This window comes from Nitrosovibrio sp. Nv17, from assembly GCF_900119085.1.
Lineage (GTDB): Bacteria > Pseudomonadota > Gammaproteobacteria > Burkholderiales > Nitrosomonadaceae > Nitrosospira.
Genome location: NZ_FPIQ01000009.1, coordinates 84,352 through 98,627 on the forward strand (window position 1 = coordinate 84,352; position 14,276 = coordinate 98,627).

General features: G+C 67.1%; 17 protein-coding genes. 14 read left to right on the plus strand and 3 right to left on the minus strand.

Annotated features, from left to right (window positions below; all coding sequences use genetic code 11):
- Positions 1-211 precede the first annotated feature (211 nt).
- From BT108_RS07130 to BT108_RS07185, 12 genes are all read left to right on the plus strand, one after another.
- Positions 212-703, plus strand: coding sequence for a PRC-barrel domain-containing protein (locus tag BT108_RS07130; RefSeq protein ID WP_072293844.1), 492 nt, complete (start codon positions 212-214; stop codon positions 701-703).
- A 133-nt stretch (positions 704-836) separates the two neighbouring features.
- Positions 837-1,169 (plus strand): four-helix bundle copper-binding protein, encoded by a 333-nt coding sequence (locus BT108_RS07135; protein WP_072293845.1) that lies wholly within the window; start codon positions 837-839, stop codon positions 1,167-1,169.
- Between the two features lie 257 nt (positions 1,170-1,426).
- Entirely contained in the window at positions 1,427-1,750 is a 324-nt protein-coding gene (locus tag BT108_RS07140) for a helix-turn-helix domain-containing protein (RefSeq protein ID WP_072293846.1), read from the plus strand.
- The gene (locus tag BT108_RS07145; protein ID WP_083566279.1) at positions 1,750-2,301 is read left to right on the plus strand and encodes a HipA domain-containing protein; all 552 of its coding nucleotides are present in this window, start codon (positions 1,750-1,752) and stop codon (positions 2,299-2,301) included. Before BT108_RS07140 ends, BT108_RS07145 begins: the two co-directional genes overlap by 1 nt.
- 174 nt (positions 2,302-2,475) lie before the next feature.
- Entirely contained in the window at positions 2,476-3,618 is a 1,143-nt protein-coding gene (locus tag BT108_RS07150) for an MFS transporter (protein WP_072293847.1), read from the plus strand.
- A gap of 54 nt (positions 3,619-3,672) precedes the next feature.
- Positions 3,673-5,085 (plus strand): 3-isopropylmalate dehydratase large subunit, encoded by a 1,413-nt coding sequence (gene leuC / locus BT108_RS07155; protein WP_072293848.1) that lies wholly within the window; start codon positions 3,673-3,675, stop codon positions 5,083-5,085.
- A 55-nt stretch (positions 5,086-5,140) separates the two neighbouring features.
- The gene (locus BT108_RS07160) at positions 5,141-5,266 is read left to right on the plus strand and encodes an entericidin A/B family lipoprotein (RefSeq protein WP_177257271.1); all 126 of its coding nucleotides are present in this window, start codon (positions 5,141-5,143) and stop codon (positions 5,264-5,266) included.
- Positions 5,267-5,276: 10 nt separating this feature from the next.
- Entirely contained in the window at positions 5,277-5,981 is a 705-nt protein-coding gene (gene leuD, locus BT108_RS07165) for a 3-isopropylmalate dehydratase small subunit (RefSeq protein WP_072293850.1), read from the plus strand.
- An 86-nt stretch (positions 5,982-6,067) separates the two neighbouring features.
- Positions 6,068-7,138, plus strand: a complete 1,071-nt coding sequence (leuB, locus tag BT108_RS07170; protein WP_072293851.1) for a 3-isopropylmalate dehydrogenase — start codon at positions 6,068-6,070, stop codon at positions 7,136-7,138.
- Positions 7,139-7,153: 15 nt separating this feature from the next.
- A complete protein-coding gene (gene asd / locus BT108_RS07175; protein ID WP_072293852.1) occupies positions 7,154-8,266 on the plus strand; it encodes an aspartate-semialdehyde dehydrogenase in 1,113 nt (370 codons plus the stop codon).
- Between the two features lie 2 nt (positions 8,267-8,268).
- Positions 8,269-8,817, plus strand: a complete 549-nt coding sequence (locus BT108_RS07180; RefSeq protein WP_072293853.1) for a type IV pilus assembly protein FimV — start codon at positions 8,269-8,271, stop codon at positions 8,815-8,817.
- A 52-nt stretch (positions 8,818-8,869) separates the two neighbouring features.
- The gene (locus tag BT108_RS07185; protein ID WP_072293869.1) at positions 8,870-9,301 is read left to right on the plus strand and encodes a cupin domain-containing protein; all 432 of its coding nucleotides are present in this window, start codon (positions 8,870-8,872) and stop codon (positions 9,299-9,301) included.
- A 33-nt stretch (positions 9,302-9,334) separates the two neighbouring features.
- Here the strand turns inward: BT108_RS07185 and BT108_RS07190 are convergent, their stop codons facing one another.
- Positions 9,335-9,589 (minus strand): hypothetical protein, encoded by a 255-nt coding sequence (locus tag BT108_RS07190; RefSeq protein WP_072293854.1) that lies wholly within the window; start codon positions 9,587-9,589, stop codon positions 9,335-9,337.
- A 177-nt stretch (positions 9,590-9,766) separates the two neighbouring features.
- On the opposite strand from BT108_RS07190, the gene BT108_RS07195 reads away from it, so the two are divergent.
- Positions 9,767-11,914, plus strand: a complete 2,148-nt coding sequence (locus tag BT108_RS07195; RefSeq protein ID WP_072293855.1) for a TonB-dependent receptor family protein — start codon at positions 9,767-9,769, stop codon at positions 11,912-11,914.
- 17 nt (positions 11,915-11,931) lie between these two features.
- Here the strand turns inward: BT108_RS07195 and BT108_RS07200 are convergent, their stop codons facing one another.
- Positions 11,932-12,249 carry a putative signal transducing protein gene (locus tag BT108_RS07200; RefSeq protein WP_072293856.1) on the minus strand — a complete coding sequence of 106 codons (318 nt, stop codon included), beginning with the start codon at positions 12,247-12,249 and terminating at the stop codon, positions 11,932-11,934.
- Positions 12,250-12,595: 346 nt separating this feature from the next.
- Here BT108_RS07200 and BT108_RS14310 point away from each other — a divergent pair, with 346 nt between their 5' ends.
- Positions 12,596-13,597 carry a PEP-CTERM sorting domain-containing protein gene (locus BT108_RS14310; protein WP_369816959.1) on the plus strand — a complete coding sequence of 334 codons (1,002 nt, stop codon included), beginning with the start codon at positions 12,596-12,598 and terminating at the stop codon, positions 13,595-13,597.
- Between the two features lie 389 nt (positions 13,598-13,986).
- Here BT108_RS14310 and BT108_RS07210 read toward each other — a convergent pair.
- Positions 13,987-14,276 (minus strand): transposase (locus tag BT108_RS07210; protein WP_143142400.1); only part of this gene is annotated, 290 nt, incomplete at its 5' end.

Sequence of the window (14,276 nt, forward strand, 5' to 3'; positions counted from 1 at the left end):
GCGCCTGCGGTGCCCGCGCTGCGGCCATTCTCTCATTCCTGCGGCGCCTGTGCCACAGGATGCTGCCCCGAGGTTCCCGCCTTCTGTGACGTACCGAACCGACCCGGCACAGCCGCACCGCGCATGCTGTACCGGTACGTCACGCCTGCGGACGACGAAGCCGGGGCGAAGAGGGAGGGCGGCATCTTTCCATACCCTACAGGAGACGACCATGAGCTACCAGGATCGAGACATCTACGGCATCTACAGGAACGACGACGGGCAAGGGCCGGGACCCCGGCTGATGGGCGCGGACACGCTCATCGGCAACGACGTGTACAATCGCCAGGACGAGGACCTGGGCGACATCAAGGAGATCATGCTGGACGTTGCGCAAGGCAGGGTCGCGTACGCGGTGCTGTCCTTCGGGGGGTTTCTCGGCATCGCCGACAAGCTGTTTGCGGTTCCCTGGAATGCGCTGACGCTGGATACGGAAAACAAGCGCTTCGTGCTCGACGTGGACAAGGAACGGCTGGAGTCCGCCCCCGGCTTCGACAAGGACAAATGGCCGGACATGGCGGATCCGATCTGGCAGAACACGATCCACTCCTACTACGGAACCCGGGCATACACGGATGAAGTGACCGGCGACCCGGCCGGCAGGAGCCGGGACGTCCCGCTGACGTCCCGGGATCCCGATCGCTCCAAGGAGAAGTCGTTCTGAGCGGTGCCGGCCGAGACAGCCCGCGGGGAGGCGCGCCAGCGCCTTTTCCTTCCCTCACGTCCCGCGCGGGCGGCCGCCGAGATCGGGGCGCGCCGCGGCCGCCCGCCGGGGGCCATCGAATGGAGGTATCCAGATGAACCACTCTTCCATGGAAATGCAGAACTGTATCGACGCATGCCTGGCTTGCTACCGGACATGCCTGGGCATGGCTTCCCACCATTGTCTCCCGGCGGGGGGCAGGCACGTGGAGCCCACCCACTTCCGGCTGATGATGGCGTGCGCCGAGATCTGCCGCACCTCGGCGCACTTCATGCTGATCGGCCTGCCGGCGCACCGCGAGACCTGCCGTGCCTGCGCGCAGGTATGCGAGGCGTGCGCCCGGAGCTGCGACGAGGTCGGCGACATGCACGACTGCGTGGAGCAATGCCGGCGCTGTGCCGACAGCTGCCGCAGGATGGCAGCCTGAAACCGGATAATCCATCCAATCACTCACCCAATCCTTCGGCAGGCGGGTCGCAACGGCTGCGGCCTGCCGGATGCGCGGCCGGCCCGCACCTTTTTATTTCGCGATGCCATGCGCTCTTGTGTAACCACTCTGATCGAATCTATTCTTATACTCAACAGGTTTCATGAGAGTGATTATTTGAATTCGCCTGCAGTCAAGCTATCATCGTCCCCATCGAAGCATCAATGTCTCACTAGCATTCCGCAGGAGTTCTTAAAGTGGATTCGCCGCTTCCGCTTCCCGCCGAGCGGGCCATCCAGAAGCTCGGCAGCGATATTTCCCTCGCCCGCCGGCGGCGCCACATCTCCCAGGCATCGCTGGCCGAACGCATGGGCGCTTCCCTGACCACCGTGCGGCGCATGGAAAAAGGCGATGTGCGGGTACCCATCCACTTCTTCGCTCGTGCGCTGCACGTTTTCGGCGAAATCCAGGCGCTGGAGAACCTGCTGGATACTGCCAGGGACGACATCGGCCTGACGCTGATGGACACGAATCTGCCCAAGCGCGTGCGCAGCAGGTCCGGCACTTCGGGAGCGCTCTGATGGCCGTAGTAGCGCCGACGCGTCGGCCGGTTCGACTCTGCCTCGGCAAAGCGGGGCTGGCGGTCGGCTCGCTGGTGCATGTCCGCCAGGGACGGCGCGAGCACAGTGCCTTCGCCTATGATGAAAACTGGCTGGCCGATGCGGCGCGCTTCAACGTGTCGGCCGATCTGCAGCTCAACCTGCTGATCACCAACGTGGACGATCACCTGCAGAACCACGGATTCCTGCACGTGGAGCGTGGGCAGTGGCGGCTTGCACCTGTCTTCGACATCAACCCCTTCCCGGACCAGGACAGAGAGTCCAAGACCTGGCTGACCGAACAGGACGGGCCGATTACCGACGTGCAGATGCTGTTGGCCCGTGCATCGTATTTCGCGCTGGATGGAGCGCAGGCCCTGGCCGTGCTGGGTGAGGTGCATGCCGTGGTATCGAACTGGCGGCAGACCGCACTCGGCCCGGAAGTCGGATTACGCGCGGTCGAGTTGGACGACTTCGCGCCGGCCTTCGAGCACGAACAGATGGATGCGGCCGCCGCGCTGCTCGGCCGGTGACGTAAGCGAGGGATGGACAGGGAGTACTTTCGCATCGACGAGCGCGGCTACACGGGGTTCGCTGCTCATGAAGATGAAGGAAATCCCATATACGGTTTCAAGCCCCGCGCGATTTGCACGAAAGGCTTGATCCCGGTTTTTGTGCAGGAGTGACACACTGCTAGAATGGGCGCAATGCGCCCCATCCCGTACTGGCCCCTCTCCGGTTTCTATTTCTTCCACTTCGCCTTCATCGGCGCCTTCGCCCCGTACTGGAGCCTCTACCTCCAGTCGCTGTCGTTCGACGCCTTCCAGATCGGCCTGCTGATGTCGCTGCTGCACGTGACGCGCGTGTTCGCGCCCGCCGCCTGGGGCTGGCTGGCCGACCACACCGGCCGGCGCGCGTGGATCGTGCAGCTGGCCGCGATCATGGGCTCGGTCAGCTATTGCGGCGTTTTTTTCGGGGCATCGTTCGCCTGGATGGCGGCGGTCATGGCGTTGATGAGTTTTTTCTGGAGTGCGTCGCTGCCGCTGGTGGAGGCGACCACCCTGGCGTACCTCGGCGAGCGCACCGCGCGCTACGGCTACATCCGGGCCTGGGGTTCGGTGGGATTCATCGTTTCCGTGATCGGCATCGGCCACCTGCTGGATATCCTGGAGGTGGGCGCGCTGCTGTGGGCGGTGCTCGGATTCAAGCTGGGCATCGTCTTCTTCTCCCGGCGGATTCCAGATGCGGGGCCCGCGCCGCAGGCGGCGGACGGCCACTCCGTGATCCAGATCCTCGGGCGCCCCGAGGTGCTGGCCTTCTTCGCGGCCTGCCTGCTGATGGCGCTGGCCCATGGCCCCTACTACACCTTCTATTCGATCCACCTGGTGGATCACGGCTACGGCAAGGGGGTCATCGGCTGGCTGTGGGCGACCGGCGTCATCTGCGAGATCGGCGTCTTCTTCATGCTGCCGCAGCTCATGCGCTGGTTCCGCCTGAGGCAGATCATGGTCTTCAGCTTCGGCTGCGCCTCGGCGCGCTTCCTGATGATCGGCTGGGGGGCGCAGTGGCCCGCCGTGCTGGTGCTGGCGCAGGTGCTGCACGCCGCCACCTACGGCGCCCACCACGCCACCGCGATGATGCTGGTGCACCACTTCTTCCGCGGACGGCATCAGGCCCGCGGGCAGGCGCTCTACACCAGCCTCACCTTCGGCCTAGGCGGCACCCTCGGCGGGGTCTCCAGCGGCTACGCCTGGGAGTACCTGGGGCCGGGCCTGGCGTTCACGGCGAGCGCATGCGTGGTGCTGCTGGGGCTGGGGCTGGTGGTATGGAAGATGGATGCCGACAGATAGCGCGGAAATGCGGGTGTTGTGGGATAATTGGAAGTTCCCGCGGAAAACAGGATCATGCAGGCGACCCTATACGACAAACTCTGGCGGAGCCACGTGGTGCGCCAGGCGACCGACGAGCCGGACGGCATGGCGCTGATCTACATCGACCGCCACCTGGTGCACGAGGTCACCAGCCCGCAGGCGTTCGAGGGATTGAAGCTGGCGGGGCGCAAGCCGCGGCGGCTCGACTCCATCCTCGCCGTGGCCGACCACAACGTCCCCACCACCGGGCGCGGCGGCGGGATTGCCGATCCGGTGTCGCGCCTGCAGGTGGAGACGCTCGACCGCAACTGCGACGAACTGGGCATCACCGAGTTCAGGATGGACGACCGGCGCCAGGGCATCGTCCACGTGATCGGCCCCGAGCAGGGCGCGACCCTGCCCGGCATGACGGTGGTGTGCGGCGACTCGCACACCAGCACCCACGGCGCGTTCGCCTGCCTGGCGTTCGGCATCGGCACCTCCGAGGTGGAGCACGTGCTGGCCACGCAGTGCCTGCTCATCAAGAAATCGAAGTCCATGCAGATCCGGATCGAGGGCGGGCTGGCGCGCGGGGTCACGGCCAAGGATATCGCGCTGGCGGTCATCGGCCGGATCGGCACGGCGGGCGGGACCGGCCACGCCATCGAGTTCGCCGGCAGCGCCGTCCGCGCGCTCTCCATGGAAGGCCGCATGACGCTCTGCAATATGGCGATCGAGGCGGGCGCGCGCGCGGGCATGGTGGCGGTGGACGACACCACCCTCGAATACCTCCGCGAGCGCCCCTTCGCGCCCCGGGGCGCGCTGTGGGAACAGGCCGCCGCCTACTGGCGCACGCTCGGGAGCGACCCGGAAGCGGTCTTCGACCGGACGATCGTGCTGGATGCGGCGCGCATCGAACCCCAGGTCACCTGGGGCACCTCGCCCGAGATGGTCGCGTCCATCGACGGCCGGGTGCCGGATCCGTCGCAAATCGCCGACGCGACCCGGCGGCACGACATGGAGCACGCCCTGGAGTACATGGGCCTCGCGCCCAACATGCCGATCACGGAGATTCGGCCCGACAAGGTCTTCATCGGCTCCTGCACCAATTCCCGCATCGAGGATCTGCGCGCCGCGGCGGACGTGGTGAGGGGCCGGCACATCGCGGGGAGCATCCGGCTGGCCATGGTGGTGCCCGGTTCCGGCTTGGTCAAGCGGCAGGCCGAGCAGGAAGGATTGGACCAGGTGTTCCGCGCGGCGGGATTCGAGTGGCGCGAGCCGGGCTGCTCCATGTGCCTGGCGATGAACGACGACCGGCTGCTGCCGGGGGAGCGCTGCGCGTCGACGTCCAACCGCAATTTCGAGGGCCGGCAGGGACCGGGCGGGCGCACGCACCTGGTCAGCCCGGCGATGGCGGCCGCGGCCGCCGTGACGGGGCATTTTGTGGACGTGCGCAAAATGGATTAATATTGCGGGGGCTCCGGCCGCCGGATCGATTTTTTTACCTGAAGGGGGGATAGTGATGAAAACGTTGTCCATGATGTGTGCCTTGATCGCCGTACTCGGCTTGTCCGCCTGTAACACCATGCAGGGCGTGGGAAAAGACATCCAGAAGGGTGGCGCGGCGGTCGAGAAGTCGGCGAAGTAAGGGCGGGGGAGTGAAGGCATTTCACTCCTGCGAGGGGCTGGTGGCGCCGCTGGATCGGGCCAATGTCGATACCGACGCCATCATCCCCAAGCAATTCCTGAAGTCGATCCGGCGTTCGGGCTTCGGCCCGAACCTGTTCGACGAATGGCGCTACCTGGATCATGGCGAGCCCGGCATGGATCCGGCGCAGCGCACGCCCAATCCGGAATTCGTGCTGAACCTGCCGCGCTACCGGGGTGCGGAGATCCTGCTCGCGCGCGCGAACTTCGGGTGCGGCTCGAGCCGGGAGCATGCGCCCTGGGCGCTGCAGGACTATGGCTTCCGGGTGGTCATCGCACCCAGTTTCGCCGACATCTTCTTCAACAATTGCTTCAAGATCGGCCTGCTGCCCATCGTGCTGCCCGAGGACGCCGTGGAGCGGCTGTTCCGGGAAGTGCTGGCCGAGGGTGCGGAAGGATACCGGCTGCACGTCGACCTGGCGCGGCAGTCGGTGGAGACGCCCGCGGGCATGGCGTTCTCCTTCGAGATCGATCCTTACCGCAAGCACAGCCTGTGGAACGGCCTGGACGAGATCGGGCTCACCCTGCAGCATGCGGACGAGATCGCGGCGTTCGAGGCCAGGCACCGGGCGGCCCAGCCGTGGCTGTTTTCCGGACAGGCGGCGCAAGCGCCCGGATCCCGGCAGGCTTCTTCCGACATTCCATCCACCCGGTAGGCGCAACGCGGGGCGCCGTTCCCACATGTTCCGGTCCCGGTTGCGCTCCCGGCACGCGCGGAGCGCGGGGCCATCGAGGTTGACGCATGAAGATTGCAATCCTGGCGGGCGACGGCATCGGCCCGGAAATCGTCGCCCAGGCGGTGCGGGTGCTGGAGACGCTGCGGCGCGACGGGCTGGCGCTCGAGCTGGAGCCGGGCCTGCTGGGGGGCTGCGCCGTCGATGCGGCGGGCGAGCCGTTCCCGGAGGCGACCCGCCGGCTGGTGGCCGACGCCGACGCCGTTCTCCTCGGCGCAGTGGGCGGGCCGCGCTACGACACCCTGCCGCGCGAGCGGCGGCCGGAGCAGGGCCTGCTCGCGCTGCGCAAGGCGCTGGGGCTGTTCGCCAACCTGAGGCCGGCGATACTCTATCCCGAGCTTGCCAATGCCTCGACGCTCAAGCCGGAGGTCGTGGCCGGCCTGGACCTCCTCATCGTGCGCGAGCTGACGGGGGGCATCTACTTCGGCGAGCCGCGCGGGGTGGAGTCGCGCGACGGGCTGCGCACCGGTTTCAACACCATGGTATACAATGAGATGGAGATCGCCCGGATCGCCCGGGTGGCATTCCAGGCGGCGCGCCGGCGTCGGCGCCGGCTGTGCTCGGTGGACAAGATGAACGTGCTGGAGTGCACGCAGCTGTGGCGCGAGGTGGTGACCGAGACTGGCAGGGAGTTCCCGGACGTGGAGCTCACGCACATGCTGGTGGACAACGCCGCGATGCAGCTGGTGCGCGATCCCCTGCAGTTCGACGTGATGGTGACGGGCAACATGTTCGGCGACATCCTGTCGGACGAGGCCTCCATGCTGACCGGCTCCATCGGCATGCTGCCCTCGGCGTCGCTGGACGCGCGCGGCAAGGGGCTGTACGAGCCGATCCACGGGTCGGCCCCGGACATCGCCGGCCAGGACCGGGCGAATCCGCTGGCGACGATACTGTCGGTGGCGATGATGCTGCGCCATACCTTCGGCCGGGAGGACGCCGCGGCGCGCATCGAGCAGGCGGTGAAGCGGGTGCTGGCGCAGGGCTTCCGCACCGGGGACATCCACGAGCCGGGGATGCGCATGGTGGGCACGGCGGGAATGGGCGATGCCGTGCTGGCAGGCATGGAGCATGGGTAGAAGGGGATACGAGCGATGAGACAGGTGGGTTTTATCGGCTGGCGCGGGATGGTCGGGTCGGTGCTGATGCAGCGGATGCGCGAGGAGAACGACTTCGCACTGATCGAGCCGACGTTCTTCACGACCTCGCAGCACGGCGGCAGGGGGCCGGACATCGGCGGGGAGGAGTCCCGGCTCAGGGATGCCTACAGCATGGAAGAGCTGAGGCGCATGGACGTCATCGTCTCCTGCCAGGGAGGCGACTATACCAGCGTCGTCTTTCCGGAACTGCGGCGGTCGGGCTGGCAGGGCTACTGGATCGACGCAGCCTCGACGCTGCGCATGAACGATGATGCCGTCATCATCCTGGATCCGGTCAACCTGCCGGTCATCGAGCAGGCGCTGCACGACGGCGTCAAGAACTACATCGGCGGCAACTGCACGGTGAGCCTGATGCTGATGGCGGTGGGCGGCCTGTTCGAGGCGGACATGGTGGAGTGGATGAGCGCCATGACCTACCAGGCCGCCTCCGGCGCCGGCGCCCAGAACATGCGCGAACTGCTGCTGCAGATGGGCGAGGCCCACCGGGTGGCGAAGGACCTGCTGGACGATCCGGCAGCGGGCATCCTCGACATCGACCGCGAGGTGGCCGGGACGCTGCGCAACGTGAGTTTCCCGACCCGGCACTTCGGCGTGCCGCTGGCGGGCAGCCTCATTCCCTGGATCGACCGGGATCTCGGCAATGGCCAGACGCGGGAGGAATGGAAGGGGCAGTCCGAGACCAACAAGATCCTGGGACGCGGCGAGCACACCGTGCCGGTCGACGGCATCTGCGTGCGCATCGGCGCCATGCGCTGCCACAGCCAGGCGCTGACCATCAAGCTGAAGCAGGACGTCCCCCTGGACGAAGTCGAGGATATCCTGTCGGCTTCCAACAGCTGGGTGCGGGTCGTGCCCAATGAGCGCGAGAGCACGCTGCAGGAACTGACTCCGGCCCGGGTGACCGGGACGCTGACCGTGCCGGTGGGGCGCCTGCGCAAGCTGGCGATGGGCGGCGAGTACCTGTCGGCATTCACGGTCGGCGACCAGCTGCTGTGGGGCGCCGCGGAGCCCCTGCGCAGGATGCTGCGGATCCTGGTGGCGGCCTGAAGATGGACGGCCTGCCCAAGGTCGCGCCATCCGGATTCGCCGCCCGCGCATGCCTGTGCCTGCTCGCGCTGCTGTTTCCGGCGTTGGTGCCGGCCCTGGCTCACGCCGCCGGGCTGGGCCGGCTGACGGTCCATTCCACCCTGGGGCAGTCGTTCGCCGCGGAGATCGACCTGATCGCCGTCAGGCGGGGGGCGATTCCTTCCCTTGCCGTACGTATCGCCTCGCAGGAAGTCTTTCGCCAGGCGAACATCGACTACCTGCCGCTGCTGTCCACCTTCGAGATCACGCTGGAGCAGCGTCCGGACGGCGCGCCCTACGTCAGGATCGTCTCCCGCCAGCCGGTGGCCGAGCCGCTGCTGAATCTCCTGGTCGAGTTGGACGACGCGGGCGGACGGGTGATGCGGGCGTACACCGTGGTGCTCGCCCCGCCCGCCGCCCATCCGCGCAGCCCGGCGGCGCCTGCGCCGCAGTCCTCGCCGCCGGCCGGCCGCATGGAATCGGATCCGCTGCATGCGCTGTCCGGCGCCCTGCGGCGGGTACTATGGCCGTGAAGGCGCGGCGGCGCGGCATCCGCAATCTTCCAAATTCATCAAGGGAGGCAACATGAAACCTGTCTCGATCATGGCGAGCGTGCTGTGGGTGGCGTGCATGGCCGGCATGGCGGGTGCGCGGGCGGATGCGGAGCCGCAGGCGGCCACTTCGGCACCGGCGGCGATCACCCTCGCGCCGGTGGCGTCGCAGCCGCTGCCCGACGATCCCGGTACCCTGCTGACGGCGGTCGTGGTCAACATGGCGCCCAAGGCGAGAACCACCAGCCACCGTCATGGCGGCATGGTGTTCGTCTACGTGCTGGAAGGCAGCGTGCGTTCGCAGCTCAATGGCGGCGAGATCGTCGAGTACCGCGCGGGGGACAGCTGGAGCGAGCCGCCGGGCACCGTGCACTCGCTGATGGAGAATCCCAGCGGAACCGCTCCTGCCCGCCTGCTGGCAACCCTGATCACGCCTGCCGACGCGGAACTGACCACGTACGACTAGGCGACCGGCGGGCTGCCGGCCCCAGGCACGGGATCAGCGGAAGGGGATGACGGTCCGCTCGACGCTCACCTTCGTCGTCAGCAGCCTGGATTCCACCGTACGCGCCAGCTCGTCGATCAGGCCGGCCGATGCGCCGCGGCCTTCCTTTCTCGCGATTCCGGCCATCGACTGCAGGTCGGCATGGAGCCGCACCGGGTCGATCTGCCACCCGAGGGCGGTGACGAGCGCTCTGAGGGAATCCGTATACGCCTCCAGAACCTGGGCCTCTGCACGCGTAAGGGGAGTCATGGGTGTCTCCTGTTATAGATGTTAATGAGAATCAATCCTATCCCAAGCGGGAGGCGCTGTAAAGCCTCCGGATCGTGCAATACGCGGGGAAGGACATGGCGCCGCCCGCCGTGCGCGCCCGGAGCGCACGAACCGCCCGCGGCCGATCGCTCCCGCCTGGCCGGGCTCGCCGTCCTGGTGTTTTCCTCCAGCCTGTCCCTGGCGGAATCCGGCCTGCCACGGGAGGCGCGGCCGGCTGCGCCGGCCGAGCGCCCCCCCATGCTCGACCCGGTCGTGGTCACCGGGACGCGCGTGGATCAGCCGAGTTTCCTGCTGCCCTTCTCCATCGACGTGGTGGACGCCGCCGTCATCCGCGACGGGCGGCCGCTCACCGATCTTTCGGAAGCGCTGGCGCGGGTTCCCGGCCTGACGATCCAGAACCGGCGCAACTACGCGCAGGACCTGCAGATATCCAGCCGCGGGTTCGGCGCGCGCTCCACCTTCGGCATCCGCGGCGTGCGCCTGATCGTCGACGACATCCCCCTCACCATGCCGGACGGCCAGGGCCAGGCGGCCACGATCAACCTGGGGTCGATCGAGCGCATCGAGGTGCTGCGCGGGCCGTTTTCGGCCGTCTACGGCAATGCGCCCGGCGGCGTGATCCAGGCGTTCACGGAAAAGGGCCCGCCGGGCACGGCATTCGACGCCGTGCTGCACGGCGGCAGCTACGGCGCCACGCGCGCGGAACTCAAGCTGGGCGGCACGCTGGGACGGGCGCCGGAGGGGAGCCCGGACGATGCCGGTCCGTTCAACTACGTGGTGGACGTGTCCCGCTTCGAGACGCGCGGCTATCGCGACCACAGCGCGGCCGCCCGCTACCAGGCGAACGTGAAGCTGGTGCATCGCCTGGGGCGCGATACGTCGCTGACGCTGGTGGTCAATGAGCTGCACCAGGGCGATACGCAGGATCCGCTCGGACTGACCCGCGTCCAGATGGAAGCCGATCCGCGCCAGGCGGGAGCCAACGCAATGCTCTACAATACCCGCAAGCGCATCGACAACACCCAGGGCGGGGTGGTGTTCGAGCACAGGCTCTCGCCCGCGCATACCGTCAAGCTGATCGGCTACGCAGGCGCGCGCGAAATCCTGCAGTTCCTGGCGATTCCTCCCGCCGCGCAGGCGGCGTCCACCCATTCGGGCGGCGTGGTCGACCTGGACCGGCGCTTCGGGGGCGCGGGCCTGCGCTGGACGTACCGCAGCGGGGGCATGCGTCCCCTCGTCTTCACCGCGGGCATCGACTACGACGGCTCCCGGGAGCGGCGCAAGGGCTTCGAGAATTTTGCCGGAACGGCGCTGGGCGTGCGCGGCGCGCTGCGGCGCGACGAGAGCGGCACGGTGACCAGCTTCGGCCAGTACGCCCAGGCGGAATGGCGGTTCATGCCTTCCTGGACGCTTTCCGCCGGCGTGCGCCATACCGAGGTGAAGTTCAGGTCCGAGGATTTTTTCGTGCGCGGCGGCAATCCCGACGATAGCGGCCGCCTCGCGTTCCGCCACGTGAACCCGGTGCTGGGGCTGGCGTACGCGGTGACGCCGGGGCTCAGCCTGTACGCCAGCACCGGCAGCGGATTCGAGACGCCCACCTTCGCCGAGTTGGGCTACCGGCCCGACGGCGCCAGCGGCCTGAATCTTGCGCTGCGGCCCAGCCGCAGCTTGAACCTGGAGGCGGGGCTCAAGTGGCTGCCGACGAATGCCACGCGCGTCAATCTGGCGTTCTTCCAGGCGTCCGTCCGCGGCGAGATCCTGCCCGCCACCAGTTCGGGCGGGCGCACCACCTTCCAGAACGCCGCCGACACGCTGCGGCGCGGCGTGGAATTTTCCCTCGATTCCCGCATCGGGCGCGAGGTGTCGGCCTTCCTGTCCTATACCCACCTCGACGCCACCTTCCGCGATACCTACGCCTATCGCCCGGGGGTGGGTCCCGGCACGGTGACGGTGTCCGCCGGCAACGCGCTGCCGGGCGTGCCGCGCAACACGGGCTACGCCGAACTGGCCTGGGGGCGCGGCAGGCCGGGTTTCTCCGCGGCGGTGGAGGCGATCGTGCGCGACCGCGTGTTCGTCAACGATACCAATACCGAGGCCGCCAGGGGCTACGCCATCGCCAACCTGCGCGCCGCCTATATGCGCCGCTTCCACGGCTGGAAGCTCGCCGGCTTCGTCCGCGTCGATAATGTCGCCGGCGCGCGCTACAGCGGATCGGTGATCGTGAACGAGGCCAACGGCCGCTACTACGAACCGGCGCCGGGACGCCACTACATGGCGGGGGTGAGCGCGGGCTACGCGTTCTAGGCACCCGCGCCGCCGGGTCAGGGGATGGACTCCAGCCCCGCGCCGCAGTGCCAGCACAACTGGAAGTTGCGCGGATTCTCCTCGCCGCAGGCGCGGCAGAATACGACGCGGGCATCCGAAGGCGTGCGCTCGAAGGCGCGCACCAGGGCCAGGCCGCGCCCGAAGTCGCCGTCGTTGACGACCCACACCTCGGGATAGGCGTGGGTGAACGGGATGTCGCCCACGCCCCCCTGCGCATGCTCGTTGAACAGCCGGGCGGGGATGTAGGCATGCTCCAGCAGGTCGAGCAGGAGGCGGGCCTCCATCAGGTCGGCGGCGCTGCAGAGCCTCCTCATGGTTCGGATCCGGCGTGTCGTCGGCTAGCAGGGGTCGCCGCCGCGGACGGCGGCGGAGGCTCGTCTTTCATGATGGACCGTTGAAACCGTGGCATGACGTTTCCCGCTTCGTCTGTTCGGCCGTGCCGCGCCGCTTCCGCAGGGTTGTCGGGATATTTTACATGCAGCAGTGGCGGCGGCGCACACCAAAGGGTAAGTCATTGATTGAGCGCGGCCGTACCATGCTCTGCGGTATTGGCATGGTTATTGCTCATGCATTCCTGTGAATCCGGACGATGCCGCGCCACGCAGGGGCGTCTCCCCGGAGGTTCCGATAATATTCTATATCCACATACGGGAGGTTCCAATGTTGCACCGAGGCGGCAGGCTGGTGAGGGCGATGGCGATGGGAGGGCTGGTCACGGGACTGGCCGCGTCGGGAGGCGCATGGGCCGCTCCCTGGTCGAATGCAACCACGCGCTGGGGAAACGAGGTCGAGCCCAACCACTACTATCTGGCGAACCTGCAGTCGGACTACCAGGGTGGCGGCGTGGTGGCGAGCGTCGACGACTCGTCGGAAATCCAGGCACTGAACTACTACGACGAGGCAGTCACCATCTACTTCAACGGCCAGGCGAGTGCCCTGGCGGACTATGATGGCCTGAAGGCGTACGCGAAGATCAGCGTCACCAACCCGGTGGCGCTGGGCGCCAATTCGCCCTACGTCATCGACACCGATTTCAACGTCGACCCGAACGGGGTGCCCGCCCTGTTCCAGGCGAGCGGCTCCGCCAGCGTCGAGGACACGATCACGCTGGATACGGCAGATGTGGTCTCCATCCGGCTCAAGCTCGGCCTGAACGGGAGCTTCTCGGGGCCCGAGTCGCTGTACGGCATCAACCTGCAGTCGGCCGGGGTGCGCCTCTCCGACGTGGTATTCCAGCCGGACGGCCGGACGGAGTATCAGTCGCTGTACAACGTTGGGCATCCCTACTTCGACGGCCAGCCGTCCTTCGTCAACGAGACGGAACTGTGGACGCGCTTCATTCCCGTCGAGAACGGGGTGGCGCAGTACCGGCTCGAGCTCGAAGCCTACGCGGAAGTCTACACCGATTCCTACTATGCCCCGGAGGAACTGGGCAACGGCACCTACGAGGCGACCGCCGACTTCTTCCATACGCTGGACATCCTCGGGGTCTACGGCTACGACGCCGACGGCAACCAGATCGACCTGGGCAGCGCCATCGGGCTGGAGGGATGGAGCTACGCCGTGGCCGCGCCCGTGCCCGAGCCGGAGACGTATGCGATGCTGCTGGCCGGGCTGGGCATCGTCGGGGCGCTGGCGCGCCGGCGGCGCGGGACGAAATAAAAGAGAGGGAGGGAAGGGCCGGAGCGATCCGGGGAAGCGCGAATCCGGCGGCGCGTGCCGCCGGATTCTTCATTCCGGCATCCCTGCGTCCCGGCATTCGCGATGGCCATCCTGCGCCGGCGGAGATGTCGTAATTTCTTACACTTTATGATGCCCGTCGCGGATGCGGCGAGGCAAGCCATCGATTGAGCGCGGTCGCATTAAGCTCCGCACGACTGGTGCGATCATTGCTCATGCATTTTCATGATTCGGGGCGGTTGGGCGCAGTGCGGGGGCTCTCCCAGAGATTTTCAAGAGCATTCTACACATATACAGGAGGTTCCAATGTTGAATCGAGGCGGCAGGGGGTAGATACTCTGTTCAGAGTCAACACTAATTCATGTTTTTGCTCATGCGGGAAGGGCATAGAAGCGTTGATTATCGAAGGGCTGGTCATGAGTGAGCATGCCGTGGATGGCATGCAGCAATTTACGCATGACAGCGCATACTCCTTGCAAAGGAGTCTTGCCGTTGCAGATCAGATGCTCGAAGAAGCCCTTCACGTATGGATCATGTTTCTTGGCGGACAGAGCTGGCAGATAGAGGGCACGGCGGATATGGCAGTTGCCGGCTTTGGAGATGCAGGCGCGCTTGTCCACGCTGGTTCCCGACTTGAAGTGACGGGGGTCCAGTCCTGCCG

Coding starts and splice junctions, on each gene's coding strand:
- BT108_RS07130 (WP_072293844.1), top strand. CDS start 212: ATGAGCTACCAGGATCGAGACATCTACGGCATCTACAGGAACGACGAC.
- BT108_RS07135 (WP_072293845.1), top strand. CDS start 837: ATGAACCACTCTTCCATGGAAATGCAGAACTGTATCGACGCATGCCTG.
- BT108_RS07145 (WP_083566279.1), top strand. CDS start 1,750: ATGGCCGTAGTAGCGCCGACGCGTCGGCCGGTTCGACTCTGCCTCGGC.
- BT108_RS07150 (WP_072293847.1), top strand. CDS start 2,476: ATGCGCCCCATCCCGTACTGGCCCCTCTCCGGTTTCTATTTCTTCCAC.
- leuC (WP_072293848.1), top strand. CDS start 3,673: ATGCAGGCGACCCTATACGACAAACTCTGGCGGAGCCACGTGGTGCGC.
- BT108_RS07160 (WP_177257271.1), top strand. CDS start 5,141: ATGAAAACGTTGTCCATGATGTGTGCCTTGATCGCCGTACTCGGCTTG.
- leuB (WP_072293851.1), top strand. CDS start 6,068: ATGAAGATTGCAATCCTGGCGGGCGACGGCATCGGCCCGGAAATCGTC.
- asd (WP_072293852.1), top strand. CDS start 7,154: ATGAGACAGGTGGGTTTTATCGGCTGGCGCGGGATGGTCGGGTCGGTG.
- BT108_RS07180 (WP_072293853.1), top strand. CDS start 8,269: ATGGACGGCCTGCCCAAGGTCGCGCCATCCGGATTCGCCGCCCGCGCA.
- BT108_RS07185 (WP_072293869.1), top strand. CDS start 8,870: ATGAAACCTGTCTCGATCATGGCGAGCGTGCTGTGGGTGGCGTGCATG.
- BT108_RS07190 (WP_072293854.1), bottom strand. CDS start 9,589: ATGACTCCCCTTACGCGTGCAGAGGCCCAGGTTCTGGAGGCGTATACG.
- BT108_RS07200 (WP_072293856.1), bottom strand. CDS start 12,249: ATGAGGAGGCTCTGCAGCGCCGCCGACCTGATGGAGGCCCGCCTCCTG.
- BT108_RS14310 (WP_369816959.1), top strand. CDS start 12,596: ATGTTGCACCGAGGCGGCAGGCTGGTGAGGGCGATGGCGATGGGAGGG.